The 24,687-nt window shown below is 61.5% G+C and carries 32 protein-coding genes and 1 tRNA gene; 19 read left to right on the top strand and 14 right to left on the bottom strand.

The features are described from left to right. Positions 1-37 precede the first annotated feature (37 nt). Both JJJ17_RS02670 and JJJ17_RS02665 read left to right on the top strand, forming a co-directional pair. Entirely contained in the window at positions 38-655 is a 618-nt protein-coding gene (locus tag JJJ17_RS02670; RefSeq protein WP_200683575.1) for a hypothetical protein, read from the top strand. A 104-nt stretch (positions 656-759) separates the two neighbouring features. Beyond that, positions 760-843, top strand: a tRNA-Leu gene (locus JJJ17_RS02665). Between the two features lie 258 nt (positions 844-1,101). Here JJJ17_RS02665 and JJJ17_RS02660 read toward each other — a convergent pair. The 3 genes from JJJ17_RS02660 to JJJ17_RS02650 are packed head-to-tail and all read right to left on the bottom strand — an operon-like array spanning position 1,102 to position 1,850. Further along, positions 1,102-1,263 (bottom strand): hypothetical protein, encoded by a 162-nt coding sequence (locus tag JJJ17_RS02660; RefSeq protein WP_200683573.1) that lies wholly within the window; start codon positions 1,261-1,263, stop codon positions 1,102-1,104. Between the two features lie 9 nt (positions 1,264-1,272). Further along, positions 1,273-1,662 (bottom strand): hypothetical protein, encoded by a 390-nt coding sequence (locus JJJ17_RS02655; protein WP_200683571.1) that lies wholly within the window; start codon positions 1,660-1,662, stop codon positions 1,273-1,275. Then, the gene (locus tag JJJ17_RS02650; RefSeq protein WP_200683569.1) at positions 1,662-1,850 is read right to left on the bottom strand and encodes a MerR family transcriptional regulator; all 189 of its coding nucleotides are present in this window, start codon (positions 1,848-1,850) and stop codon (positions 1,662-1,664) included. The genes JJJ17_RS02655 and JJJ17_RS02650 overlap by 1 nt, the downstream gene beginning before the upstream one ends. Before the next feature lie 364 nt (positions 1,851-2,214). On the opposite strand from JJJ17_RS02650, the gene JJJ17_RS02645 reads away from it, so the two are divergent. Together JJJ17_RS02645 and JJJ17_RS02640 are read left to right on the top strand one after the other, a co-directional pair. Continuing rightward, positions 2,215-3,750, top strand: coding sequence for a restriction endonuclease (locus JJJ17_RS02645; protein WP_200683568.1), 1,536 nt, complete (start codon positions 2,215-2,217; stop codon positions 3,748-3,750). Beyond that, the gene (locus JJJ17_RS02640) at positions 3,747-4,007 is read left to right on the top strand and encodes a hypothetical protein (protein WP_200683567.1); all 261 of its coding nucleotides are present in this window, start codon (positions 3,747-3,749) and stop codon (positions 4,005-4,007) included. The genes JJJ17_RS02645 and JJJ17_RS02640 overlap by 4 nt, the downstream gene beginning before the upstream one ends. A gap of 28 nt (positions 4,008-4,035) precedes the next feature. On the opposite strand, the gene JJJ17_RS02635 is transcribed toward JJJ17_RS02640, so the two are convergent. Continuing rightward, positions 4,036-4,434 carry a nuclear transport factor 2 family protein gene (locus JJJ17_RS02635; RefSeq protein WP_200683566.1) on the bottom strand — a complete coding sequence of 133 codons (399 nt, stop codon included), beginning with the start codon at positions 4,432-4,434 and terminating at the stop codon, positions 4,036-4,038. 114 nt (positions 4,435-4,548) lie between these two features. Between JJJ17_RS02635 and JJJ17_RS02630 the strand changes: the two genes are divergently transcribed. After that, complete coding sequence (locus tag JJJ17_RS02630; protein WP_325168754.1) at positions 4,549-4,938, top strand: winged helix-turn-helix transcriptional regulator; 390 nt, start codon at positions 4,549-4,551, stop codon at positions 4,936-4,938. A 59-nt stretch (positions 4,939-4,997) separates the two neighbouring features. Here the strand turns inward: JJJ17_RS02630 and JJJ17_RS02625 are convergent, their stop codons facing one another. The 9 genes from JJJ17_RS02625 to cobS all read right to left on the bottom strand — a co-directional run bounded on the left by JJJ17_RS02625 (position 4,998) and on the right by cobS (position 12,370). Next, the gene (locus JJJ17_RS02625) at positions 4,998-6,665 is read right to left on the bottom strand and encodes a hypothetical protein (protein ID WP_200683564.1); all 1,668 of its coding nucleotides are present in this window, start codon (positions 6,663-6,665) and stop codon (positions 4,998-5,000) included. Between the two features lie 231 nt (positions 6,666-6,896). Continuing rightward, positions 6,897-7,103: a hypothetical protein gene (locus JJJ17_RS02620; protein WP_200683563.1), complete on the bottom strand. Its 207-nt coding sequence runs from the start codon at positions 7,101-7,103 to the stop codon at positions 6,897-6,899. Positions 7,104-7,134: 31 nt separating this feature from the next. Further along, positions 7,135-7,998: a class I SAM-dependent methyltransferase gene (locus tag JJJ17_RS02615; protein ID WP_200683562.1), complete on the bottom strand. Its 864-nt coding sequence runs from the start codon at positions 7,996-7,998 to the stop codon at positions 7,135-7,137. An 81-nt stretch (positions 7,999-8,079) separates the two neighbouring features. After that, the gene (locus JJJ17_RS02610; RefSeq protein ID WP_200683560.1) at positions 8,080-8,223 is read right to left on the bottom strand and encodes a hypothetical protein; all 144 of its coding nucleotides are present in this window, start codon (positions 8,221-8,223) and stop codon (positions 8,080-8,082) included. 38 nt (positions 8,224-8,261) lie between these two features. After that, positions 8,262-8,852 carry an RBBP9/YdeN family alpha/beta hydrolase gene (locus tag JJJ17_RS02605; protein ID WP_200683558.1) on the bottom strand — a complete coding sequence of 197 codons (591 nt, stop codon included), beginning with the start codon at positions 8,850-8,852 and terminating at the stop codon, positions 8,262-8,264. 491 nt (positions 8,853-9,343) lie between these two features. Further along, positions 9,344-9,979, bottom strand: a complete 636-nt coding sequence (locus tag JJJ17_RS02600) for a hypothetical protein (RefSeq protein WP_200683556.1) — start codon at positions 9,977-9,979, stop codon at positions 9,344-9,346. Beyond that, positions 9,976-10,614 (bottom strand): hypothetical protein, encoded by a 639-nt coding sequence (locus JJJ17_RS02595; RefSeq protein ID WP_200683555.1) that lies wholly within the window; start codon positions 10,612-10,614, stop codon positions 9,976-9,978. Before JJJ17_RS02595 ends, JJJ17_RS02600 begins: the two co-directional genes overlap by 4 nt. 342 nt (positions 10,615-10,956) lie before the next feature. Beyond that, entirely contained in the window at positions 10,957-11,397 is a 441-nt protein-coding gene (locus JJJ17_RS02590; protein WP_200683553.1) for a hypothetical protein, read from the bottom strand. Position 11,398: 1 nt separating this feature from the next. Next, a complete protein-coding gene (gene cobS / locus JJJ17_RS02585) occupies positions 11,399-12,370 on the bottom strand; it encodes a cobaltochelatase subunit CobS (RefSeq protein ID WP_200683550.1) in 972 nt (323 codons plus the stop codon). 142 nt (positions 12,371-12,512) lie between these two features. Here cobS and JJJ17_RS02580 point away from each other — a divergent pair, with 142 nt between their 5' ends. Both JJJ17_RS02580 and JJJ17_RS02575 read left to right on the top strand, forming a co-directional pair. Next, positions 12,513-13,043, top strand: coding sequence for a sigma factor-like helix-turn-helix DNA-binding protein (locus JJJ17_RS02580; RefSeq protein WP_325168753.1), 531 nt, complete (start codon positions 12,513-12,515; stop codon positions 13,041-13,043). Then, a complete protein-coding gene (locus JJJ17_RS02575; protein ID WP_200683546.1) occupies positions 13,040-13,471 on the top strand; it encodes a hypothetical protein in 432 nt (143 codons plus the stop codon). The genes JJJ17_RS02580 and JJJ17_RS02575 overlap by 4 nt, the downstream gene beginning before the upstream one ends. Before the next feature lie 46 nt (positions 13,472-13,517). Here JJJ17_RS02575 and JJJ17_RS02570 read toward each other — a convergent pair whose 3' ends face one another. Next, on the bottom strand, positions 13,518-14,219 hold the full coding sequence (locus JJJ17_RS02570; protein WP_200683544.1) for a prephenate dehydrogenase: 702 nt from the start codon (positions 14,217-14,219) through the stop codon (positions 13,518-13,520). Between the two features lie 275 nt (positions 14,220-14,494). On the opposite strand from JJJ17_RS02570, the gene JJJ17_RS02565 reads away from it, so the two are divergent. The 12 genes from JJJ17_RS02565 to tilS all read left to right on the top strand — a co-directional run bounded on the left by JJJ17_RS02565 (position 14,495) and on the right by tilS (position 24,641). Then, positions 14,495-15,199: a CoA transferase subunit A gene (locus JJJ17_RS02565; RefSeq protein WP_200683542.1), complete on the top strand. Its 705-nt coding sequence runs from the start codon at positions 14,495-14,497 to the stop codon at positions 15,197-15,199. A gap of 3 nt (positions 15,200-15,202) precedes the next feature. After that, positions 15,203-15,829: a CoA transferase subunit B gene (locus JJJ17_RS02560; protein ID WP_200683540.1), complete on the top strand. Its 627-nt coding sequence runs from the start codon at positions 15,203-15,205 to the stop codon at positions 15,827-15,829. Positions 15,830-16,079: 250 nt separating this feature from the next. After that, the gene (locus JJJ17_RS02555; protein ID WP_200683538.1) at positions 16,080-16,652 is read left to right on the top strand and encodes a hypothetical protein; all 573 of its coding nucleotides are present in this window, start codon (positions 16,080-16,082) and stop codon (positions 16,650-16,652) included. Next, entirely contained in the window at positions 16,649-17,044 is a 396-nt protein-coding gene (locus JJJ17_RS02550) for a hypothetical protein (protein ID WP_200683537.1), read from the top strand. The genes JJJ17_RS02555 and JJJ17_RS02550 overlap by 4 nt, the downstream gene beginning before the upstream one ends. A gap of 10 nt (positions 17,045-17,054) precedes the next feature. After that, entirely contained in the window at positions 17,055-17,462 is a 408-nt protein-coding gene (gene ybgC, locus JJJ17_RS02545) for a tol-pal system-associated acyl-CoA thioesterase (RefSeq protein ID WP_200683536.1), read from the top strand. 177 nt (positions 17,463-17,639) lie between these two features. Beyond that, positions 17,640-18,332 carry a protein TolQ gene (gene tolQ, locus JJJ17_RS02540; RefSeq protein WP_200683535.1) on the top strand — a complete coding sequence of 231 codons (693 nt, stop codon included), beginning with the start codon at positions 17,640-17,642 and terminating at the stop codon, positions 18,330-18,332. 3 nt (positions 18,333-18,335) lie between these two features. After that, on the top strand, positions 18,336-18,791 hold the full coding sequence (locus JJJ17_RS02535) for an ExbD/TolR family protein (protein ID WP_200683534.1): 456 nt from the start codon (positions 18,336-18,338) through the stop codon (positions 18,789-18,791). A gap of 3 nt (positions 18,792-18,794) precedes the next feature. After that, positions 18,795-20,264 (top strand): protein TolA, encoded by a 1,470-nt coding sequence (locus JJJ17_RS02530; RefSeq protein ID WP_200683533.1) that lies wholly within the window; start codon positions 18,795-18,797, stop codon positions 20,262-20,264. A 117-nt stretch (positions 20,265-20,381) separates the two neighbouring features. Next, on the top strand, positions 20,382-21,704 hold the full coding sequence (gene tolB / locus JJJ17_RS02525) for a Tol-Pal system beta propeller repeat protein TolB (protein WP_200683532.1): 1,323 nt from the start codon (positions 20,382-20,384) through the stop codon (positions 21,702-21,704). A 39-nt stretch (positions 21,705-21,743) separates the two neighbouring features. Then, entirely contained in the window at positions 21,744-22,478 is a 735-nt protein-coding gene (pal, locus tag JJJ17_RS02520) for a peptidoglycan-associated lipoprotein Pal (RefSeq protein WP_200683531.1), read from the top strand. After that, positions 22,478-23,395, top strand: a complete 918-nt coding sequence (locus JJJ17_RS02515; protein ID WP_200683530.1) for a tetratricopeptide repeat protein — start codon at positions 22,478-22,480, stop codon at positions 23,393-23,395. Before pal ends, JJJ17_RS02515 begins: the two co-directional genes overlap by 1 nt. A gap of 10 nt (positions 23,396-23,405) precedes the next feature. Beyond that, a complete protein-coding gene (tilS, locus tag JJJ17_RS02510; RefSeq protein WP_200683529.1) occupies positions 23,406-24,641 on the top strand; it encodes a tRNA lysidine(34) synthetase TilS in 1,236 nt (411 codons plus the stop codon). Positions 24,642-24,687 lie beyond the last annotated feature (46 nt).

Genomic DNA, 24,687 nt, shown 5'->3' with positions numbered 1-24,687 from the left:
GGTGATTGCCACCGCTGATTCGTGTTTTGAGGGGATGATGAGTTTTAAATCTTGGTGCCTTGGATTGGCGGTTGCAGCGGTCATCGCCCCGGTAGCGGAAGCCTCGACCTACCAGACCTATCGCTACGGCCTGACCTATGTTGAGACATTTTATGACGATGTGCGGGTGATCGATCTCAGCGACCAGTTCCTGCCTGATCAAAACTACACTGTCCTGACCGCCAGTGACGATCCATGGGGATTGCCGCTTTACCATCAGGCTCTGGTGCCCGGCGCGAAATTTCAGTTCGAGCTGGTGACATGGGGAGATCGCGATCTGGTCAGTTGCATGATCGGACCGATAAGCTGCACTGGTCGCGGAGAGCCTTATTACAGTGGTGTCCGCACCGATCCGATCACCGTCTTCAGCGAGCTTGAGAGCCTTTATTTCGAAGGGGCCGCCAAGATCGGCACCGTCGTGGATTTCTACGATACCGCCTTCTATCTGGGGCATATCTTCGATTTCGGCAGCTACATGGTGAATACACGAGGTCGCCACAGCCAATTCGTCATCTCGTCGATCCCGGCCGTTCCGCTGCCCGCGACGGCGGCACTGTTACCAATTGGGCTGAGCCTTCTGGCGCTTTTGCGTCGCAGACGAAAAAGGCTGGTCTGAGCAACAGTCTCTGGCCTGCACATCCTTGCAACGTCCAGCTTTCACTTGCCAAAATCTGGCAGCTTGGATAGCGACGATGGATGTGCCGGGCCAGACTCGGCGCTGCGGGCGTGGTGGAATGGTAGACACAAGCGACTTAAAATCGCTAGGGCTTGCCCGTGCGGGTTCGAGTCCCGCCGCCCGCACCATTTAAAAGGCCGACGGACTAGCAATTGCAAGTGCGTTGGCGGAGGTAGTAAGAGACTGTCCCCCAATGTGTCCCCCAACCAAACTGCGCACTATTTGCGACAGCGTCGACGCCACCGCTTCGTTTTCGGCATAGGTCGAGAATCGGCGGGCGGGTGCAGATACGGGGAGAGCGCCTGAACACCCTCGCGGGTCAGCGCATTCACCCAGAAATGACCGCCGCGCAGATTCGGATAGAGGCGGGCGAAATACTCCTCCCACTAAACCCATGTGCCGTCGTCCATTTGCGTCGGGAACCACGCGAAGAAGCAGGAACCGCGCTTCATCCGAACGAGCCATTGCGCCTCTGCCTCACCGCGCCAACGCATCACGGCACCTCGCGCCAGCAGCCGGGGATCCGCGTTCAAGGATTGGATGCTCATGCGCGGCCCTCACACATGACCGCTGCAGCCGTCGGAGGTTCCGCGGCATTCTTCATCGACAGAAGCGAACTTCAGGCAACACCAGCCGATCAGCAGAACGACGATGGTGACCGCCATAAACTCCCTAGCGCCCGCCAGATCGACGCTGGGCACCTCGGGCACCGAAGGACCCTCGACTGGTACAGAGACCGACACCGACGACACCGGAGTGCCTCCGAGGTGATGGTAGCGATCGAGCACCGGATCGTAGTGATTGAGCTCGGAAGGAACCTTGCCCTCCACGGGACGATCATCGCCAAGCACCAGCAGCGTCCGATCACCATACTGATCACGAAAGGGGGCCGGGACAGATGGGCGGAATCCCATGCCGTTAAACCAATGGATGATATCGCCCCGCATCACGCACCCGCAGAGGCTGGGCGGATCATCGACTCCATTTCGGAGCGACGCAGCAGAGAGATGCCGTCCAGCTTATAGATTGTGACGACGCCTTTTGCCGCCCAACGATAGATAGTCGCGCGATGGACTCCGTAGACATCCTGAACGCGCGACAGGCGGATATATTCGGATCTTTGGTCGTTCGACATATTGAGCCTCCTTTTAAGGAAACTTGCACTGTCGCAGTTCGCGGCGCGTAGGCGCGCGCGGGCGCGCGCGGGCGCGGACGAGAAACGGGGCGGCTTTTGCGACTGCCCCCAATTTCTTCCCCTTTAGCAAAGGCCGACACGCATGGACGCCATAGCAAGCCAATACGACGGCGCATGACACGCGGCCAGCGGAGAAGTGTAATCCTAATCGCCGTCACAAGCCGCATTCACTCTTTCTTTCGGCATGCTGAGGGAGTGCTCAACAGCGCGCGCAGTGCATGCGGTGTTCGACTTTGCTAATTCCGGCTGGACATGGCGGCGTTATAGGTGGTCTTCTCGATCAACGCATTAGAGCAAGATCGATATGTCCAGATACAATCCATACTCGACTTCCGGCTTGAAAAAATTCGAGACTGAGCGACAGAGAAAAAAGGCCCTCGATCTAACGCGCCAATTTGAAGCGGAGCGCCAAGCACTGACTTCGATCCTGCAGAAATCGCCGACGATCAAAGACATGTCAGAATGGATGGGTGCCGAAGAAATCGCATACTTCAAGGCAAAAAAATTTGGCATAAAAAAGCCGGTCAAAGGCTATCATAAACCGAAACCTGCGCGACCTACGCCCGGTTTCATCGATAGACTGTTCGGTCGTGCTTCAAAGATCGAGCAGGATTATCTCGACCTCTGCGCACGCGTCGAAGCTGATAATGCCGAGGTTGACCGCCAGCATGAGGCCGCGGTCAAGAAATGGGAAGATATCCGATTAACGCACGAAGCAGAACAGCAAAAGATGGAGGCGTCCGAGGCGGCGCGCGCTGAACGGACCAACCAGAAGATCCGGGACATCAAGCAGTCTTGGCAGACCGGAGAGGCGGAGACAGTCGTTCAGTATGTGGCTGCCGTCATGAAGATGTCAGATCATCCGCAACCTCTTGTGCCCCGGGTGAAGCTACAATTTGACCGACCGTCGAAGCTGGTTCTGATTGATTATCAGCTCCCCCTTCCATCGGCCATGCCGACAACGAAAACCGTGCGATACAACGCAACGTCGGGCGAGTTTTCCACGACCCAGATCTCTCAAGCCAGCGCGCGGGCCCTTTACGACGGCGTATGCTACCAAGTCTGTCTACGGGCTATCAGCGACACGTTCCGCGGCGACAAACCTCGGAACATCGACACCATTGCGTTCAATGGCAACGTCGAAGCCGTGAATGCCGCGACCGGGAAGAAGTCGACGGAAACCATCCTGTCGATCTTGGTCACGCGCGATGAGATCGCTGGCATCGATCTCAAGCATGTCGATCCGAAAGCTTGTTTCAAAGCCCTGAAGGGCATCTCTGCTTCGAGCTTGGCTGGCCTGGCCGCAGTTCCGCCGGTGCTGACGTTTAACAAGCAGGATCGCCGGTTCATCAAAGCCGAAGATGTGCAGCTAATCGACGACGGATCCGTCAATTTGGCTGCAATGAGCTGGGAAGATTTCGAGCACCTAGTCCGCCAGGTCTTCAACAAGGAGTTCGCGGCGCGTGGCGGCGAAGTGAAGGTAACGCAGTCGTCCGCTGACGGCGGTGTGGACGCTATTGCCTTTGACCCTGACCCCATCACCGGAGGCAAGATCGTCATCCAAGCGAAGCGCTATACTCGACCGGTCGGTGTCAGCGCGGTGCGCGATCTTTACGGAACCGCCCAGTCGGAGGGCGCTTCCCGAGGGATCCTCGTCACGACCGCAGACTTCGGACCCGATGCCCACAAGTTTGTCAAGGATAAGCCTCTTACCCTTCTAAACGGCGGACAGTTGCTTGGGTTGCTCGAGAAGCATGGGATGCGCGCAAGGATCGATATTGCGCAGGCTCGGAAGGATATGGGCCTAACAGGCAAGATCTCGAAGAAAGTGCAGGGATGATCGAAAAGTTTCAGGACGCCTCGCCTTCCCAGCTGCTCGAGATGGGAGCTCGGCGCGTCGGGCGATTGCTCAACCAGCGCCAACTGGCGCAAACACCAACCGGGCTCAAGTCGCGGCTGAATGAAAGACCAGTGGTAGGTCATGGCTTACAAGACCCTCTTCAGGAAGCCTTGGGTGTGCGTGTTGATGATAAAACACCTCTCGATCTTCCCGGCCATATTCGGTCCCACGTGATTCGTCAGGCTGTCCCGGTATGAGTGGTCCTCCATGCAACTGACGGATCTCCTAACCGACAGTCCAGAATGCATCTTCGGCGGCCTGATCTTCGGAGAACAGCCATACTTCCTGAATCTTGCCGTTCTCGATACGAAGGATATCGACGCCTGCCATCGACATGGACTTTCTGTCGGTCTTGCCCGAGAATTGCAGCGTCACGGCAACATGCTCGCCATTGGCCAAAATCTTGCCGATGCTGTCGAACTTGAACGTACCATGGCTTCGTTCCATGAACTTGCCGATCAGGCCGAACACCGCATCGCGACCGTTGTAAGTGCCGGAAAGATCACTTGAACCCGGCTGATGCCAGACCAGCGTATCGCTGAGCAATTCGGGAAGCTTTGCCAAATCGCCATTGGCAACCGCATTGAAGTAATCACGCACGATTTTGATGTTTTCGCTGCTCATTGGTCGGTCCTCTCTCTATTGATGGTTTCGATTGGATATGTTGGGGTCGATTCAGTACCAAAGCATCCAGAATGCGCACAAGACGGCACCAATCGGTGCCTTGGGGACCTGAAAGTGACCAAAGCCGATCCTCCGCTTAATCCCTGGAACGTCTTCAAGGTGACCTGCCCGACAAGGCAGGTGCTCAACTGCATTACCGACAAGTGGGCCGTGCTGGTCGTCGGATGTCTGCTCGAACGAGACCGACGCTCTGGAGAGTTGCGGCGAGAGATCGAGGGTATCTCGCAAAAGATGCTGACACAGACCTTGCGAGCGCTCGAACGCGACGGACTGGTGCGGCGCGAAGTGTTTCCAAGCGTGCCGCCAAGAGTCGACTACACCCTCACGCCGCTCGGTCGATCGCTCGGCGGGATTGTTGATCAACTGCGTGAGTGGTCCGAGCAGCATATTGACCAAGTCCTCCAATCTCAGCAGCGATACGACAAAGCGCCGGATAAGCCGTAGCAGGTCAAGAGGACCGCTGATCCATTCAGCGGCTCTCTTTTATCTCTGAGGGCCCTGTATCAGTAGCGCATGCGCCTGCGGATCATGGCTTCGCTATCCTGCCACTCTGCTTCGGTCAGGTACTTTTTGACCATTTCCCGCAACACTGCAGCCATCCTAGGGTAGTCGAACTCACAGGAACTTGCCCAGCTCTCATACTGTTCGGCCAATTCACGTTCTTGGCCTCCACCTTCTCCGCGCCATACCACTCCACGGGCGTAGTAGCGACCAATCGTGAAGCCTCGCTCCAAGTCCGAGCTGTACAGATCGTTGATTGCCTCGCGCACTGGTTCGCATGGCCAGGTGCCATCCTCTGCCGCAGGCGCATGAGCGAGGATCTCACCTATTTGATAGTCCAGCACCGTTCTGTGACCGGTCTCGTCACAAATACGTCTTGCCTCAGTAATCCACTCCTTGAGCTTGTCAGCTTGGATTATGCCGCTGCTGTCGACACCAGGGACTGAAGATAGCGCATCAATGAACGTGCTTGCGTTCTTGGCTGCTTGCTTTTGTTCTGCTGTTAGTTCCTTGTCGCGAGGCTCGTTCTTGCTCCTGTATGCGATTGAGATGGCTTCGCAGAAGAGCGATGGGTTGTCGTTCACTTCTGCTTCTAGGTTTGGAATGCTCCCGCGGTCATGGCGGAACACTTCAAGGTAGAGAAACTCAAGGTTTGCCATTTTACTTTGCCCAATTGTTCCGCGGGTATTGAGCACCTTGAATACCTCTTCGATGGAGTGTTTATCCATCGAGGACGCGGCTTTTTCCGCCTCATTGCTCTTGGGAAGGGCTTTCAGAATTTCGTAGAGTTGCTCGGACTCAATGCTTTTCAGGTCCAGGTGAACCAGCTGCAAAGCTGTTAGCCCACGGCGCGCCTCAATGAGCTTTGTAACGGCATAGCGGAGCTCCTCCTCGGGTTGCCGCGACCAGCTTGCCGTTACTTCACGCCAATATCTCTCAGCCACTTCTTCGCTTGAAGCCTCCACAGCATCCCAAGCATCCCTGCCAAACCGGCACAGGCAAAGCATTCGGACGAGCTGATCATCGTTCAACTCAGCTCTCAGCTTGTTGATGAGTGAAACAGACTTCCCTGCACCCAAAGTGAAGAAGAACCCATCTAGCAAGAATTGAAGTTTCACGGATGTCACGAATTCAAGCTTGCCAATGATCAGCCTTATGAATGCAAGTTGTTCGGCCTCCGATATTAATATTTTCGCAAGGTTGTTACCGACGACGTGTGGAGCATTGCCAGAAAGGGCCAGCCTCACAGCGCCAGAAGTCCCTTCGTCTTCGGTGACTGCCCGTACTGCAGCTTCCCGCTGTTCGGCTACGCGCTGATCCCTAGCCCGGAAGTCATGCCCCTCCTCTTGGATGTCTTCCCACGAATGCTCGACCCACCCGTTCTTGAATAGCCAAGCATGTTTCCACACAATGTCTTCGGGCTCCAGTTCGTCATAGATGTCTCTCGCTTCGCTAACTGTCTCATTTGTATCGGCTTCTGACGCGCCTTTCCTGATGAGGCGGCGGGCGCTTCGGCTGATCCCGACACGGATTTGCTCTCTCAGCCAAGACCGCTCTTCGTCGGTAGCGGTCTTTGCCCATTCCATGACGCGCTGCCAAACCTGCTCCCGATACTTATCGTCGAAGCCTTCAAGACTGTCGATCAGGTCCGAGAGCTTCTCCTTGTTCATGGGAGCCCACGCCAAAGCAGTGTCCACGCAGTGGATGTCAAACCTCCAACGTTCGCTATTGGTTACGACCTCTCCACTGCCCAAGGCATAGTCCCGCCACTTCGGTTTGCCGCGCTTCACGGTGCGACAACGTGAGACAATGAAACCTGAAATTATTCAAGTAAATCGTGGTGTTGCTGCGACGGTCTGCGGCATGATGCGGCATTTCTGACGTTCCCGCCGCCCGCACCATCATTCATCCGATCGGATCTCCTGCGCCGCCCATTTCAGCGCACGGGCCTTGGCGCCGTGATGATGGGCTGCCTCGTGCCAATAGTTCGTGGCGAGCATCAACAGGGTCTCACGGCAAAAGGCGCGGTCATGGGCTTCCTGAATAAGCTCAGATACCGCGGCACCGATTTGTTCTTCGGTGGCGTTGTCGTCCAGACTGTCGAACAATCGACCCATTCGGTCCTCGTGCCTGTCGCGCCTAGTCGGTTTTCAGCGGCGGCGGCTTCTTCATCTGCCAGTGGCGGCGTTCACCGGGGTTAAGCTGGATCGCGGTAATCATCCGCTCGAATCTCGCGCCCATCCCCCAGCCTTTGAACCGCCGCTTCATGTCGCGGATTGCCTCGATCATCTGGTTGTCGTCAAGATCGGCCACGGTCAAGCCCGTCAGTTCCTGCACAGTAGGAACGCGGACACAGCGGAACATCAGTGAGGTATTCCTGACGAACGCCAATGGCTGAAAATAATCGGCCATCAACAGCATGTGCGGCGGCAGCCAGAATTGATCCCATTGCAGGAAATCCTGATGATTGATGATCGACTGCCCGGCGATCAGATGCGGATAAAAGGTCGCCGCCGTGCTGTCTGTCCATTCGGTCCGCTTGCACGCATCCAGCATCAGCAGGGCAATCGCCCCATTTTCCGCGTCCCAGCCAATATCCTGAATCTCTCCGACATGCAGCCGGATACGATCGGACCACGGCGCCAGCAGGCTCTTTGCCAGCGGCAACAGATCGTTCCCCTCGAACGGGGCGACACCATGGGCATAAAGACAGTTCTTCTTGGTCCGGGGATCGACGGTGAAGCGATCATAAGCATGGATGACCGTGGCGCTTCCGGCATCCGCCAGCCCCTGAGCCAGACGGGCCGTCGATCCCCCGGCAAAGGCACCCAGATCGACCACGGCCCCCTCGCCCCCGACCGTGTTCCGCGTCAGCCAGTAATAGAGCTTCTGTTCCTGCCGGTGCAGCATGGTCGGCACGGTATCCGTCCGGCGCAGATCGGCGCCCGATACATTGCGCCAAGGCTCAACCGCGAAGTCCTCGGGGATGGAATAGCTGGTCATCATACCATCCCGGATGGCGGCAGGACCGGGATGCGTCAAGTTATTTAAGCGGAACCCGCATCGGGGTTCCGCTTGGCCGTGTCAAAGAAGTTGTGCAGCGACCAGCGCCAGAACCGTCAGATTGGACAGGACCAACCCCCACCGCAGCAATGTGTCGGCCCTAGAATCAAGGCGATGATCCTGTTCCTGTTGGCGCAGGTGCAATTCTGTTTGAAGATCGAACATGATTTCTCCTGTCCTTGGAATATGGTGATGAAAGCCTGTCAGTTCCGCAGCGAATTGGCCCAGCCCGATGCCTTGACCGTCAGTTTGCGGATGACGCCCGGACGTGCGGTCTGATCGATCAGCGAGTCGCGGATCAGCTTGCCGCCCGGCCATGGGCCAAAGCCCGACGCCACGTTGACATGCCCGGCATTGCCCAGATCGATCAGGGTCGAGCCCCAATGCTCGGACAGATCGGTCGCCTCGTCGAAGGTCATCCACGGATCGTTATGGCTGGCCACAACGACGGTCGGCACATCGAAGCTGACCCGTGGCAGCGCGCCGAAATCCTTCAGCCGGTCGGACCCCTGCGGGCTGGCAGGCGCAACCAGAACAGCCGCACGCACCGGCAGTCCCGGCCAGGTGGCCAGCATCTGCGCGATCACGACCGAGCCCAGCGAATGGCCCACAAGGATGCTTCCCGGGTTCTTGATGATCGCCACCGCCAATGCGGCCTCCCAGGCTGCGCGCACGGGACGGTGCGGAGCCGGAAGGTCGATCATGGCCGCGTTCAGATCGGTGCGCGCCCACCAGTCTTGCCAGTGCGGCGCAGGAGAACCGTCGAGGCCGGGGACAATCAGGGTCTTGGTCATGGCCTTCATCCTTTGGTTAATCTCACAAAACACTACCATGTTTATCGTGTTTTACTATTCCAAAGATGAGGGCCAAAAGAAAACATCATCCTCCACCGCGCTGGCGCAGGAAAATACTAGCAATGCTTGAGCTTTGCCGCAGTAAGGAAACCCTGACCCAGCCTGACGGGTAAGCTCCGATCCGCCTCACGACAGCAGCCTGCGCCCGAGAATGTCGAGCCAGAAGAACTGCTGCCGCCCGGGATGCCACAAAGACCCCTCTCCAGTTTGCGCGGCCTGTCGTCGCAGATTTCCGCGTTCATCCCCGGCGTCCCGCCCATCGCTTCTGCGACAGTTTCAGCAACCCTACACGCGTTGCTTTTCGGTATATGGCAACGAAGAAAGGGCGGGGCTGAATCTTCCTGTAAATGCCAGGAATTTAGCTGCACAAGGCGCGCACCAGAGATGCACAGCCCGTACACCGACTGTACACAGCTTGCGAACGTTGCGCGTTATTCGGACAGATCGACGTAACAGAAATCCGCCATCAGCCCCGGATCGACGGTCCAGTCGCTTGCTGCGATATGGGCGGTTTGGCGACCGCTGGACTCTCCCTTGCGACCATCTCCGCTATCGGACGGGATCTCGTAGCTCATCGTCCAGTTGCCGCTGAGCAGGTTCCAATCGCAAACTGAAGAGCCTGCGTTGACCCGGTCCCATTGGTTGATGGTGAAACCCGCAACCCGCAACTCTCCGTCGCGCCAGGCGAGTGTCAGGGTCTGCTCCCAAGCGGCACGGCCAGCGGCAATCTGTTCGGATTTCACCAGCAGGCTGCCCCGCTCTGACACTTCAAGCCACGGCACCTGCCCGGCCATCATCCCCGCCCAGACCATATTCCGCGCCACCACCAGCACCTCGCCCAGCCGCTCGTCCGGCTCTCCGGTCAGGATCACCAGATCGGCCAGATCGTCATTCGGCCCGTCCCCGCGCAGCAGAACCGCCCGTTCCTGACCGATGCGGTCCTCGACCAGATCAACCTGCACCATCGAAAGGATACGCGGCAGGACGGCGGCTTCGTCGGGCTTGAGATCCTCGGCCCAGACGGGTGTCATTGACAGGCAAAGGATCGCGGCGGTAACGCACTTCATTCGCTGGCTCCTGAAAGGGTCATGCGGCAATGTTCTGGCAGACCGTCGCCTTTTGCCAGCCAGTTTGCAAAATCGATATTCATCGACATTCGGCCAGAGCGGTTTTCGACGTGATCGTCCCCTTCCTCGCCCGAGGCAGAGATGCTCACCTGCCAATCGCCGGTCAGCAGGTTCCAGTCGCATATGCCCGAGCGGAGCGTGCCGCGATCGGTCTCGTGCCAGGTAAGACCCGCGACGCGCAACTGTCCGTCGCGTTCAACAAGGGTCAGGGTCTCTTCAAAAGGGGTCCAGCCGTTGCTTTGGCTGGTGATGATCTGCAAACTGCCCGCCGCGTTCACCGCGAGTTCGGGCCGCCCACCGGCAATGTCGCCGCGATATGCGGCGCCGGGCACAAGATGCAGGACACGTCCCGGATCAGAGGAACGCCTGCCCGCCAGAACCACCAGATCCATGTCCTGATTGTCACCGTCCAGCAGCAGGGCAAGTTCGGGGCCGTCATTGGCCGAGGAAAGCTCGACTTCGGTCGCGGACCAGATGCGCGACAGGGCTGCAAGATCGGCGGTAGGTATGTCCTGCGCCTGTATCGTGAGCGGCAGACAGACGAATGCGGCGAGGATGGGAAAACGACAGGTCATTGCGGCTCCAGTTCGTCGAAGATGAAAAAGCTGGCGAGACGGCATACTTTGCGATTCGTTGCTTTTCATCGACCGTTAGTTGGCAATGGCTGAAGGTTTATTGTGCCGCGATTGAGCGTATGTGGAAAGATACACTTCTCGACGGCGCGACCCCAAACGAAAGCGTCACTGATATCCCAGACCTATCGCTGGTCCGCTGTGCCTCCGCCAACGATCACCCTCCGCACTTTCGGAGATTGCGGGAATAGGCAGGACTGCGGCCGGACATTCCTGACCGTCGGGCCGCCAAAGCAGCGAGTGGAACGCCTCGCCATGCCGGTGCCGGGAGATGAAAGCCGAGCCTTATTGGGCCGAGGCCTTCAAAATTAGATTGATCGTTGAACAGATGTTCGTCGACTTTACGAAGCTGTAAGAATCTGTGCCGAACGGATCAAGCTCAAGAAACTTGTCGGCATCGACGAAGCGCTGATAGCCGACTTGGCGCTGAGCTTCGAGTTCATCGGGTGTCAGTGCTGGCTGGAAACTTGTCGCCATGCCCAGAACCTGATCCCGCGGCCCGACCTCATCTTGATCGAGGATCGACAATCCGCCCGCGTCATATTCACGGAACGCATCCGTCATACCCACGCATCGCGCGATCATCTTGGGGGATGGTTCGTTCGCCATCGAGAACGAGTCATCATCCCAGATCCTGAACCAATGCTCCGGTTGTTCGGAATGAGCAGGATGGCCTGCCCAAAACAGCGAGATCAGGACCGCGATGCATCCGCCTCTCATCCGCACTTTATACCGCCTTGGCGACCGCGCTTTCCGGCAGTTCCTCGTCAAAGAGGCGCTGATAGAACTCGGCCACGGTCTGACGCTCCAGCTCGTCGCATTTATTGAGGAAGGTCAGACGGAACGCATAACCGACATTGTCAAAGATGCGGGCGTTCTGGGCCCATGTGATCACCGTCCGCGGCGACATCACCGTGGACAGGTCGCCCTGCATGAAGGCCGTGCGGGTCAGATCGGCAAGGGTCACCATCTGGTTGATGGTCTTGCGGCCCTTTTCGTTGTTGTAGTTCGGGTTCTTCGCCAGAATGATCGCCGCCTCGGCATCGTGGGACAGATAATTCAGCGTGGCGACCAGCGACCAGCGGTCCATCTGGCCTTGGTTGATCTGCTGGGTACCGTGATAGAGGCCGGTCGTGTCGCCCAGACCCACGGTGTTCGCCGTCGCGAAGAGGCGGAAGAACGGGTTCGGGGTGATCACCTCGTTCTGGTCCAGAAGCGTCAGCTTGCCGTCAGCCTCCAGAACGCGCTGGATCACGAACATCACATCGGCTCGGCCCGCATCATATTCATCGAAGACGATGGCGGTCGGGTTGCGCAGCGCCCAGGGCAGGATGCCCTCGTGGAACACGGTGATCTGCTTGCCATCGACCAGTTTGATCGCGTCCTTGCCGATCAGGTCGATCCGGCTGACATGGCTGTCAAGGTTCACCCGCACGCAGGGCCAGTTCAGCCGCGCCGCAACCTGCTCGATATGCGTGGATTTGCCGGTGCCGTGATAGCCCTGGATCATCACCCGGCGATTATAGGCAAAGCCCGCCAGAATCGCCATCGTGGTGTCGGGGTCGAATTTATAGGTGCTGTCGATTTCGGGCACGCGATCGGTGCGGTCGGCAAAACCCTTTACCTTCATATCGCTGTCCAGACCGAACACTTCACGCAGGTCGATCTCTTCAGTGGGTTTGGCGTTCACATCCAGCATCTTCAGGCCCTTTCATCGCAACGCCGCATTGATCACGCATAAGTCCGCCACATGCAAGCCGCGGTCGCGTTGACCTTGGCCGCCGGGCTACCTAAGGTATTCGCCTGAACGTGCAACGAGACAGAAAAGGCAGGTTCCCCCGGTGCAGGACGCGCAAAACGATCACCTTCAGAAGCTCCTGGACCGAGTCGCAAAGCGCGACCGGGAGGCATTCGATTCCCTTTATGATACAACTTCGGCGCGCATTCATGCGGTCTGCGTGGCGATCCTGAAGGACCGCCCCGAGGCCGAGGATGCTTTGCACGACATCTATGTGACCGTCTGGAAGGACGCGCAGGGCGCGACTCGGGACGGGTTGCGACCGATGACATGGCTGATCGCGCTTGCCCGCGAAAAAGCGGTCGCACGGTTGCGCGGACGTGCGCGGCCCGCCGATGGTGCGAACAGGCCGTGGGTGACGGTTCCGGCGCCATCGGTCGAGGGGGCGCGGCCCGGCTCGATCAACGCGGCGCTGACGACGCTGGAAGAGCCCGAGGCCGAGGCATTGCGTGCGGCCTATCTGGGCGGGCTGACCTATCGCGATTTGGCCCAAAGAGACGGTATTCCGATGGTCGCGGTGCGCAGTCTGCTGCGCCGCAGCCTGTTGCGCCTGAAGGAGCTTGTGCCGGCATGAGCGCGAAAACCCCCGAAACCAACCCGAAAACGGCAACGGAGCCCAAGGAAAAGCCGGTGCTTGACCCGGTCGAGGCGCTGGAAGCTGTGCCGCTGACCCCTGCCGAGCAGGATCAGGCTTTGGCGGCGGAACTGGTGCTTGGCGTTCTGGAAACCGCCGATACCGAGGCCGCCCGCGCGAGGCAAACGGCAGATCCCGCCTTCGCCTTGCTGGTGCGGCAATGGCAGGAGCGGATGTCAGGCATGGCCGCTGACATGACACCGATCATGCCACCTGCCCGCGCCCGCCAGCGTATCCGCGAAACGCTTGGCCTCATTGCCGCCCCCCTGTCAGTCGATCCGACCGAGACGACGCCGTGGTATCGCGGACCGCTTGGGTTGGTGCTGCTGGCTGCGATCGCGGTTGGGGCGTATTTCCTGTTCCGCTGAAGGACGCGGGGAACGGCACGCGCTTTGGTGACGATCCTGCGCATGATCAGGCCGCGATTTCGGATGCGGCCTGAAGGAAGCGGGCACGGACATCTGCGGCGAAAGGGTTCTCGGTCAGGATCGTGCGCAAAAGCTCGGGTGAATCCGCGTGCACCATCCCGACCGAGCGGAGCAGATGGCCGAAGCTGCTGGTCGCCATCCGCTCCGGCATTGGCCCCAATCGGGACAGGCTCTGCGCGATCAGATGGGTCAGGCCCTGCACCACGGCCATATCGCGGTCATGCTGTTCGGGCGTGGCCTGGATAATTCGCAGCCCCGCGCGTCGCGCCCGGACAGCCGCGCGCAGATGCCCCCTGCCCCGTAATGGACACCACACGATCCGATGACCCGACACACCATCCGCCGCGCTTTGCGGGCCGAACAGCGGATGTGTCGCCAGAAGATCGACATGCGCGGGCAGAATATCCAGCATCAGCCGGGCGGGCCTGATCTTGACCGAGCAGGTATCGATGACCAGCGCACCCGGCCGCAGATGCGGGGCAATCTGGTGCAGCACCTCTTCGAGCCGCGACAGGGGCACGGCGAGGATGACCGTGGCGCAGCGGGCGGCTTTGGGCAGATCGACCTGCTTCAGGTCATTGCTACGGATCGAGGGATCGCAGATGCAGACCTCCGCGACCTTTCGCAAGTGACGGGCGGCAAGTTGGCCGAAGGCTCCGAAGCCGATGATAGCGATTTTAGGTGACATGGGGTGACCTTTATCCGGATTGGGATGCGCAAGGTCGTTGAGTCTGCCTGAATGTCGACCGCCCGGACCCGCGCGGTTGACATGATGCTGCCCCCGCTATGTCAGCGGGCGATAATAGACCGTAAAAATGGCAGCGTTCTTGGACATGGTTCTGTGATGCGCGCGATACGCGAACAAAGTCAAGTCCCGGCAGCAAATGCAGGCCGTTCAGATTGACTTGGGTTAACGCGCGGGCGACAACCCGAAGCGAACCTAGAGTCAGGATGGGGGTGACCATGAAAAAGGTCTATGCCAATGCGGATGAGGCGCTGGACGGACTGCTGAAAGACGGCATGTTCATCGCGGCGGGGGGATTTGGCCTCTGCGGAATTCCCGAATTGCTGATCGATGCGCTGGTCAGGAACGGCGTCAAGGATCTGACCATCGCCAGCAACAATTGCGGCGTCGATGGTTTCGGTCTGGGCAAGCTGCTGGACACCCGGCAGATCAAGAAAATGATCTCGTCCTATGTGGGCGAGAATGCCGAGTTCATGCGGCAATATCTATCGGGCGAGCTTGAGTTGGAGTTCAATCCCCAAGGCACTTTGGCCGAGCGGATGCGGGCTGGCGGTGCGGGGATCCCCGGATTTTACACCAAAACCGGCGTCGGCACCGTCATCGCCGAAGGCAAGGATGTGAAGAATTTCGACGGGCAGGATTATATTCTGGAACGCGGCATCGTCGCCGACCTGTCGATCGTGAAGGGCTGGAAAGCCGACGACACCGGCAACGTGATTTTCCGCAAGACCGCGCGCAACTTCAACCCGCCTGCGGCAATGTGCGGCAAGGTCTGCGTGGTCGAGGTCGAAGAGATCGTCGAGCGCGGCGCGCTGGACCCCGACAACATCCATCTGCCGGGAATTTACGTGCATCGCATCATTCAGGGCGAGCATGAGAAGCGGATCGAGCAGCGCACCACCCGCAAGCGTGAGGAGGCCTGAGACATGGCATGGGATCGGAACCAGATGGCCGCGCGGGCGGCTCAGGAACTGGAAGACGGGATGTATGTGAATCTCGGCATCGGGATTCCAACTTTGGTCGCCAACTATGTGGGCGACAAGGATATTACCCTACAATCCGAAAACGGGATGCTGGGGATGGGGCCGTTCCCTTATGAGGGAGAGGAAGACCCCGACCTGATCAATGCGGGCAAGCAGACGATCACGGAACTGGCCCGCACCTCCTATTTCGACAGCGCCACCAGCTTCGGGATGATCCGGGGCGGCAAGATCGCCGCGGCGATCCTTGGGGCGATGGAAGTGGCCGAGAATGGCGATCTGGCGAACTGGATGATTCCGGGCAAGCTGGTCAAGGGCATGGGCGGCGCAATGGACCTTGTGGCGGGCGTGGGCCGTGTCATCGTGGTCATGGATCACACCAATAAAGCCGGTGAATCCAAGGTATTGAAAGCCTGCACCCTGCCGCTGACCGGGAAATCTGTGGTGGACCGGATCATCACCAATCTGGGCGTACTGGACGTGGTCGATGGCGGGCTGAAGCTGGTCGAGCTGGCAGATGGCGTCACCGAGGAAGAGTTCCGGGCGGCGACCGAGGCGACGCTGGTGAACTGAGACTTTTGCAGCCTTGAAGGCTTGGTGGCGGGGGGCTTTGCCCCCCGTCGCCGTTTCCGGCGGCTCCCCCCGGATATTTGAGTGAAGAAGACGTTAATGGGGTTGGAAAATCCTTTTGGACGCCGTGGGTTAGGCTGCACAGGGTGTACACCGTTTGTGCACAGCAGAAGCACTGGGCATGCACTGACTTCGGGTGGACGCAGGGGGCGGCAGGCTGTAGGGCTGCGGCTTGAGGCCAGCGGAGGAAGCGATGACCCCTGATCAGATTGCCGCGCTGTTTACCCGGCAGGACGGGTCTTTTCTTTGCGCGCGTTGGGGACGGCCTGTCGCGCCGGTCATCTTCGGGCTGGCGGATGAGAGCCTTGATGTTTTTCGCGGCGCGATCCGGGCGGGCTTTGCCCATGCCGGGCATCCGGTCGCCGAGACCGACCCCGAGATGGGCGCGAACCTGATGTTGTTCTTCGTTCGCGAATGGGACGAGTTGCAGGAGGTGCCGGATCTGGATCGGCTGACCGGGATGGCGGATCTGCCCGCGCGGTTGACGGCATCCGGCGCGGATCAGTATCGGCTGTTCCGCTTTGACGCGGATGGCGGCATTCGCGCCTGTTTGGGCTTTCTGCGCATGGGCGGCGCACTTGGCGAGGCGCATCCGGCGGAGTTGGCCGAAATGGTGATGGTGCGCGCGGCGCTGAGTTTTGCGACGGATGTGGTGCCGTCGCAGGAATTGGCGGCGCTTATCCGGGCGGCCTATGATCCGGTGCTGCCGGTGGCGGCAAACGACCCGGCCCATGCGCTGCGGCTGGCGGCGAGGATGGTCGGATGAGTTTCGCGGCAAGAAGCGTGATCGGGAAGCTGGCGATATGCTGTGCCCTGCTTTGTCCGTCGATCGCCTTTGCCGACGACTGCAGCGCAGCCAAGAGCATGGTTGCGGAAATGCGGCGCGATCTTCCGCGTCTTGCAGATATGTCCACTCAGGTCATCGGCGTTGGTGTGGACTGCACCACCAGGACATTTTTCTATGAAAAGATGATCCTGTTCGATCCCGCTTATCTGGAACCTGGCTGGCAAGGCCGACAGCAGGCTCGCTTCACGGCATTGCACTGCAACCATCAGGGGCTTGCGTCGGCGAACAAGTGGAATGTCAGCGAAACGGTTTACGACCTCTATGGCGCGGAAGTCATCACCCTGACCGTATCGCCGGGCGATTGCCGATAGGATGCCTCATATGACCCATACCTTCCCCGTCCGCGTCTATTACGAAGACACCGATCTTGCCGGGATCGTCTATTACGCCAACTATCTGAAATTCATCGAACGAGGCCGCAGCGAGTGGTTGCGGGATATTGGCGTCGATCAGAATGCGCTGAAGGATCAGGCAGGCGTGGTCTTTGCGGTCAGGCGGGTTGAGGCGGATTATCTGCGGCCGGCGAAATTCGATGATTTGCTGGAGGTGGTGACGGAACTGGCCGAGGCGAAACCTGCGCGGATCGTCGTCGATCAGCGGGTCATGCGCGGGGCCGAGATGTTGTTTGCCGCGCGGGTCACGATTGCCTGTCTGGATGCGAAGGGTCGGCCGGTGCGTGTGCCTGCCTCGGTCGCGGCGGCTGTCGCCCGCAACACCCGCCCCGAGTGAGGCGGGCGGGACACAGATCAGGCAAATCCCCGAAAAGTGACAGCATTGTGTTGCTGGAAGGGGCTGCATCATTTGCTAGAGAAGCGCTAGAAGGCGCGCGATTTGATCGGCGATGTCCGCCATAAAGGCCGTATGCGGGTCGCTGTGCCCGCGGGCCATGAAGATGAGGCAGTGAAGATGGAACCCATTCAGGCCGCAGCGGCCGTTGATTTCTCGCTGATGGCGCTGTTTGCGCGCGCGTCGCTGACGGTGCAGGTGGTGATGATCATCCTGATCATCGCCTCGGTCTGGGGCTGGGCGATCATCATCCAGAAATTTCTGGCCTTCGCCAATGCGCGGCGCGAGGCAAGCCGGTTCGATGCCGCCTTCTGGTCGGGCGAACCTCTGGACGATCTCTACGACCGCCTGGGCGAGAACCCGAAGGGCGCGACCGAACGGATCTTTGCAGCCGGTATGACCGAATGGCGGCGCAGCCATCGCGATGACGGCAAGCTGATCCCCGGCGGGTTGCAACGGATCGACCGCGCCATGAACGTCGCCATTCAGCGGGAAGAGGCGCGGCTGTTCCGGGGTCTGTCCTTCCTTGCTACCGTAGGCTCGACCGCGCCGTTCATTGGTCTCTTCGGCACCGTCTGGGGCATCAAGACCGCGTTCGAGGGCATCGCAATGTCGCAGGATACCAGTCTTGCCGTTGTCGCCCCCGGCATTGCCGAGGCGCTTCTGGCCACCGCGCTTGGCCTTTTGGCCGCTATTCCGGCGGTGATCTTCTACAACAAGCTGTCGGGCGATGCCGAGCGGGTGACCGGCAATTGGGAAGCCTTTGCCGATGAGTTTTCCACCCTGCTGTCACGGCAGTTGGACGAGGAATAAGTCATGGCTGCCTCTGTCGTTCAACGGGTCAGCCGCAAGGGTCGCGGGCGGCGGCGCAACGCGCCCATGTCCGAAATCAACGTGACGCCGTTCGTGGACGTAATGCTGGTCCTGCTGGTGATCTTCATGGTCGCCGCGCCGCTGATGACGGCGGGCGTGCCGCTGAATCTGCCGCAGACCGCCGCGACCGCCGTGCAGACCGAGCCGGAAGAACCGCTGGTCATCTCGATCCCGCTGGAGGGTGAGGTGATGGTGATGGACAGCCCGGTGGCCGATGCCCAGATCGTCAGCCGCCTGCGCGAGATTCTGGCGAACCGGGAAAGCCAGCGGGTGTTTCTGCGGGCCGACGGGTCGAACCCCTATGCCCGCGTGGTGCAGGTGATGGGTGCGCTGAACGCGGCGGGTCTGTCGGATATCGTGCTGGTCACCGATGCCGGTGGCCCGCGGATGGATGAATGAGCGATGGATGACCGCGAAGGCCGCATAGGATGGTGGGTCTCGGGGGGGGCGCATACGGCGCTGATCCTCTGGGCGATCCTGGGCGGTGTATTCTTCAGGCCGCAGGGCGCGTCGCCGGTGCGCTCGACGCAGGTGGCGACGATGACCGGGGCCGAGTTCGAGGCTTTGGCTGCGGCCTCGCGTGGGGCCGGGCCGGTCGGGGCCGAGGCGACCGCCGTGACGGATATGCCCGCGCCCGCCGTCGAGGATGCGGCGACCGATGCTCCGGCAGAGGCGAGTGCGCCCGACGCGCCGTCCGAGGCGCAGGAGCTTGCGCAGCCGGACGAGGTGGATGCCGGACCCGATCTGACGGGCGTGACGCCGCGCCAGCCGGTCGAGGTGGCGACCGATCTGCCCGATAGTCCGGCTGAACAGAACGAGGCGGCGGATGCCCTGCCGGACAGTCCGGTCGCGACAGATGTGCCCGCAGGCGGCACGCAGCCGGTGCAACCGCAGGCGCCCGAGACCGATCAGGCTGCGGTGCCAAGCGCGCCGCGTTCAGCCCTTGCGCTGGATCAATCGGTCGCGCCCCGGCAACGGCCTGATGGCTTGGTCGAGAATTACAATCGCGCCGTGGCGCAGGCGGCAGCGGAACGGGCGGCAGCGGAAGCTGCGCGCGCCGCTGCGGTCGCCGCGGAACGCGCGGAGGAAGAACGGCAGGAGGCTGCTCGCGAGGCTGCGGAAGAAGCGGCGCGGCAGGCCGAAGCCGAGCGCCGGGAAGAGGCCGCCCGTGAGGCGGCGGCAGAACGGGAAGCCGAACAGGAACGCCGGGAAGCGGCAGAGCGTGCCGCCGCAGAGCGCGAAGCAGATGAGCGGCGCGAGGCCGAGGCACGCGCTGCCGAAGAGCGCCGGGCGGCTGAGGCGCGCGAGCGGGAAGCCGAAGAACGCGCGGCGGAAGAGCGTCGGGCAGCGGAAGCGCGTGAAGCTGAAGAGCGGCGCGCTGAAGAGGAACGTCGCGCGGCAGCGGAACGGGCCGAAGAAGAACGCAGGGCCGCGGAAGAGCGTGCCGAGGAAGAACGTCGGGCAGAGACCGAGCGGCGAGAGCGTGAGGCGCGTGAGGCCGAGGCGCGGGCCGCAGAGGAACGGGCTGCAGAGGCACGGGCGGCGGAAGAGCGCCGGGCCGCTGAGGCAGCCGAGGCCGAGCGGGCTGCGCGAGAGGCCGCTCAGGCGATGGAAGATGCGCTGCGCGAGGCTCAGACCGGGGCCGATGGCAGCGACAATGCCTCGGCAGGGGCCGATGCGTCGGGCAACAGCCAGATGATCGAGGGCGGCAGCGGCGCTTCGGCGGCGCAAGACCCGCTGGCGGCGGCTTTGTCGGGGGCGATGTCCTCAAGCGTCGGCGGCGGTGCGGATGCGGGCCAGCCTGCGGATCTGGCCGATCCTTCGGAACTCAATCCGGGCGAGATCAGATCGACCCCGCTGCCCGATCCGTGACATGGGGGTGAGCTGTGATCACTCTGGCGGCAGACTGTGCCCTGACTGCGACGGCGGCGGGCGAATATTCCGGGGCGCGGCTTTGCTTGCGTCCCGCGACAAGGTAGAGAGGATACGATGCTTCGGACCCTGACCCTGACCCTTTCCGTGGCGCTGACCAGCGCCTTCGCCCTGCCCGCGCAACCCGCGCTGGCGCAGGACGGTCCTTTGCGCATCGAGATCACCGATGGCGTCAGCGAGGCGATGGCAGTTGCCATCCCCGCCTTCCATGGCGATGCCGAGATTGCCCGGCAGGTGCGGCAGGTGGTTGCCGCCGATCTGACCGGCACCGGCCTTTTCCGCGAGATCCCTGCGGAAACGCATGTGGCACGCCCGGCCAGCTTTTCGGAAGCTGTCAGCTATGACGATTGGCGCGCGGTGAACGCACAGGCGCTTGTCACCGCCGAGGTGACCCGCAATGGCGAGAATATCAGCGTCAAGTTTCGTCTCTTCAACGTCAATTCCGGCCAGCCGCAAGGCGACGGGATGCAGTTCGATGCCCGCGCCAGCGACTGGCGGCGGGCGGCGCACAAGATCGCCGACCAGATCTATACCCGCCTGACCGGCGAGCAGCCCTATTTCGACAGCCGCGTCGCCTTTGTGCAGGAAACCGGGCCGAAGAATGCCCGGATCAAGCGCATCGGAGTGATGGATTACGACGGTCAGAATATCCTGTGGATGACCGACTCGTCCTCGCTGGTGCTGGCGCCGCAGTTCTCGGGCAATGGGCGGCAAATCGTCTATACCAGCTATGACAGCGGTTTCCCGCAGATCCGGGTGCTGGACGTGGCCTCGGTCAGTTCGCGGGCGATGACGCAGGACGGCAACTCGATGGCCTTCTCGCCGCGCTTCAGCCCGGATGGCCGCTGGATCGCCTATTCACGCGAACAGGGCGGCAATACCGATATCTGGCTGATGGATGCAGCAACCGGCGCGCATCGGCAGGTGACCAGCGATCCTTCGATCGAGACCTCGCCCAGCTTCAGCCCGGACGGGCGACGGATCGTCTTTGAAAGCGACCGCTCGGGCACGCCGCAGCTATATATCGTTGGAATCGAGGGCGGTGAGCCGACCCGGATCAGCTTCGGCGATGGCCGCTACGGATCGCCCGCATGGTCGCCGAAAGGGGATCTGATCGCCTTTACCAAACAGGTCGGCCAGCGATTCCACATCGCGGTGATGCGGACCGATGGCTCGGGCGAGAAAAGCCTGACCGAATCGTTCCTTGACGAAAGCCCGACCTGGGCCCCCAATGGCCGGGTCGTGATGTTCACCCGTTCGACGCCGGGCGGCGATGGCCAACCGCGTTTGCACTCGGTGGACATTTCGGGCCGCAACATGCGACCACTGAATCTGGACTTCGCCGCTTCGGACCCGTCCTGGGGTCCGTTGCTGCCCTAACCCTCGCCCTTGAAGAACTGCACCCGAAAGGATGCCGCAATGAACAGATGGACGAAAGCACTGACCGCCGCCAGCCTTCTGGCACTGGCCGCCTGTGCCCAGCCCGCGCCGCCGCCAACCGGCCAGCAGGTGATTGACCCCTATGCCAATATGGGTGGCGGGGCGCTGTATCAGGGTGACCTTGCCGGGGGCACTTTGGGCGCGGAATCGACGCCGCAATATTTCGACGGCCAGATCGGCAACACCGTTCTGTTCGCCGCGAACCAGACCACGCTGACCGGCGATGCCCGTGCCATTCTGGCCCGGCAGGCGGGGTGGCTGAAAAGCAATCCGAACTTCTCGGCGGTGGTTCAGGGTCACGCCGAAGAGACCGGCACCCGCGAATATAACCTTGCCCTTGGTGCGCGCCGGGCCAGCGCCGTGCAGGAATATCTGATCTCGCAAGGGGTCGAGGCCAGCCGCGTCCGCACGCTGAGCTTTGGCAAGGAACGCCCGCTTGAGGTCTGCTCGGACGAGGCGTGTTATGCCAAGAACCGCCGCGCCGTGACTGTGGTCAGCAGTGGCGGCGGCAGCGCGGTCCCGATTGGCAATGCCGCCGCGACCGCAGCAGCAGCGCCCGCCGCCGCACCGACCCCGGTTGCGCCTGCAGGCACGACCACGCCCGGCGTCGCCACCCCGGCCCCCGGCGCGGGCAACCCGGCTGGCAGCACCGGCGGCGGTGCGGTTCCGATTGGCGGACCTGCGACACCCCCGACCGGAGGAATGGGTTCCTGATGCGCAAGGCCGTTGTCGCTGCCGCTTTCGCCCTTCTGACCGCGCTGCCCGCGACCTCGTTCGCGCAAGAGCCGACTTTGGCCGATCTGCGCGTGCAACTGGACGCCCTGCGCGGCGATTTCCAGCAACTTCGGGCAGAGTTGGTCGCCTCGGGCGCGGCCGGTTATCAGGCAGCGGGCGGCGATGCGGCAATCGACCGGATGAACGCGATGGAGCAGCAGCTTGCCCGGCTGACCGACCGGACCGAGCAGTTGCAGAACCGGATCAACCGGATCGTCAGCGTCGGCGGCGAGCGGCTGGATGAGTTGGAGTTCCGTCTCTGCGAGATGGATGAGACCTGCGATCTGAGCCAGCTCACCGGAACCAACCTGAACGGCGATGGCGGCGGTGATGTGACCGTCCTGCCCTCGACCCCGACTGCGCCGGGCAACGGCACCGCCGCGACCGCGCAGGAGCAGGCCGATTTCGACGCTGCAAGCGAGGTGCTAAGCAGCGGCGATTTTGCCCGTGCGGCAGAGATGTTCGATCAGGTGGCAAAGACCCATGCAGGCGGTCCGCTGACCGGCGAGGCTCTGTATCTGCGCGGTATGGCGTTGGAGCGGACGGGCAATACCCGGGCGGCGGCGGCATCCTGGCTTGAGGGGTTCTCGGCTGATCCCGATGGACCGCGCGCCGGCGAAAGCCTGCTGAACATCGCCGAAGTGATCGAGAATGACGGCGATCCAACTGCGGCCTGCCTTTATCTGGCCGAGGTTCCGGCCCGCTTTCCCGGCACGCCGATGGCAGAGACCGCCGAAACCCGGATGAGCCGCCTGCTTTGCGGCAGCAACGATCTGACGGCGCCCGCCCATGCCGCGCCGCTTGATCCCGCGGCGATGGACCCGGAAGCGGCTGCCGATCTGGCCGAACATCACTGACCCACAAGCGATGAGTGCCCCGCATCCCGATCCGGTCGCGCGTATCAGGGCCAATCTGGATCGGCTGGCGGGGGATATGCCCGCCATTGGCATCGCCGTTTCGGGCGGGGGTGATTCGGTTGCGCTGATGCATGTGATCCGCGACTGGGCCGCCGGGCGGCGGGTGATGGTCGCAACCGTCGATCACGGATTGCGCCCCGAAAGCCCCGCCGAGGCGAAACAGGTCAGCCAGTGGGCGAAGGCGTTGGATTTGCCGCATGCGGTGCTGAAATGGCAGCGCGAGTCCGAGGCGGGCAATCTGATGGCGAATGCCCGCGATGCAAGGCTGCGGTTGCTGGCTGGCTGGGCGCAGCGGAACGGGCTGGCGGCGGTGGCGCTTGGGCACACGGCGGACGATCAGGCGGAAACGCTGATGATGCGGCTGGGCCGGGGGTCGGGAATCGACGGGCTGGCCGCGATGGCGGAATGGCGTGACGCCTTTGGGACGCGCTGGCTGCGGCCGATGCTGACGGCGGGACGGGCCGAATTGCGCGACTGGCTGCGGGCGCGCGAGGTCGGCTGGATCGACGATCCCAGCAACGAGAACGAAGATTTCGACCGAATCCGGTTTCGCCGGGCCATCGAAGGTTTGGGCCTGGATGTGGCGGCCCTTGCCCGCGCTGCTGCCCATATCGGCGAGGCTCGCGATGCCCTGTCGCATTACGCGGCACTGGCCGCGCGGGATGCGCTGATCGGTCGCGGCCGGATCGTTCTGCCGCGTCAGGCCTTCAGCACTTCACCGCCAGAGATTCGCCGCAGGCTGGTCGTTGCAGCCTGCCGCTGGATCACCGGCGCCGATTATCCGCCGCGCCGTGCGGCGACGATGCACGGGCTGCAGGCCATCGCCTCGGGCAACCGGGTCACGCTGGACGGCACCCTGATCGAGCCATCAGCCAGCGAGATTCGATTCGTCCGCGAACCCGCCGCCGCTTTGCGTGCTGCCGCACAGGAAGATGGCATCTGGGATAATCGCTGGCGAATCAGTGGTTTGGAAGACGGGTTGCGGGTCTCGGCGCTTGGGCCGGACAACCTGACGCTGGCCCGATGGCGGCAATCTGGCCTGCCTCGGGACGAGGCTGCGGCAAGCCCGGCGATCTGGCGCGGCGATGCGTTGGTGGCGGTGCCGCTTCTGCGGCCCGGCCCGCCTGTGGAGATCCAGCCGCTCAGGGGCGCGGCGGAATTTCGCAGGATGGTCATGGCGCATTGAACCTGCGGCGATAATCCCTATTTTCAGACGAAACCGATTTCCGCCG

This window comes from Paracoccus caeni, assembly GCF_016629665.1.
Taxonomy (GTDB): domain Bacteria; phylum Pseudomonadota; class Alphaproteobacteria; order Rhodobacterales; family Rhodobacteraceae; genus Paracoccus; species Paracoccus caeni.
The sequence above is the reverse complement of the archived record's forward strand: the minus strand, read 5'-3'. Positions and strand labels throughout refer to the sequence as shown.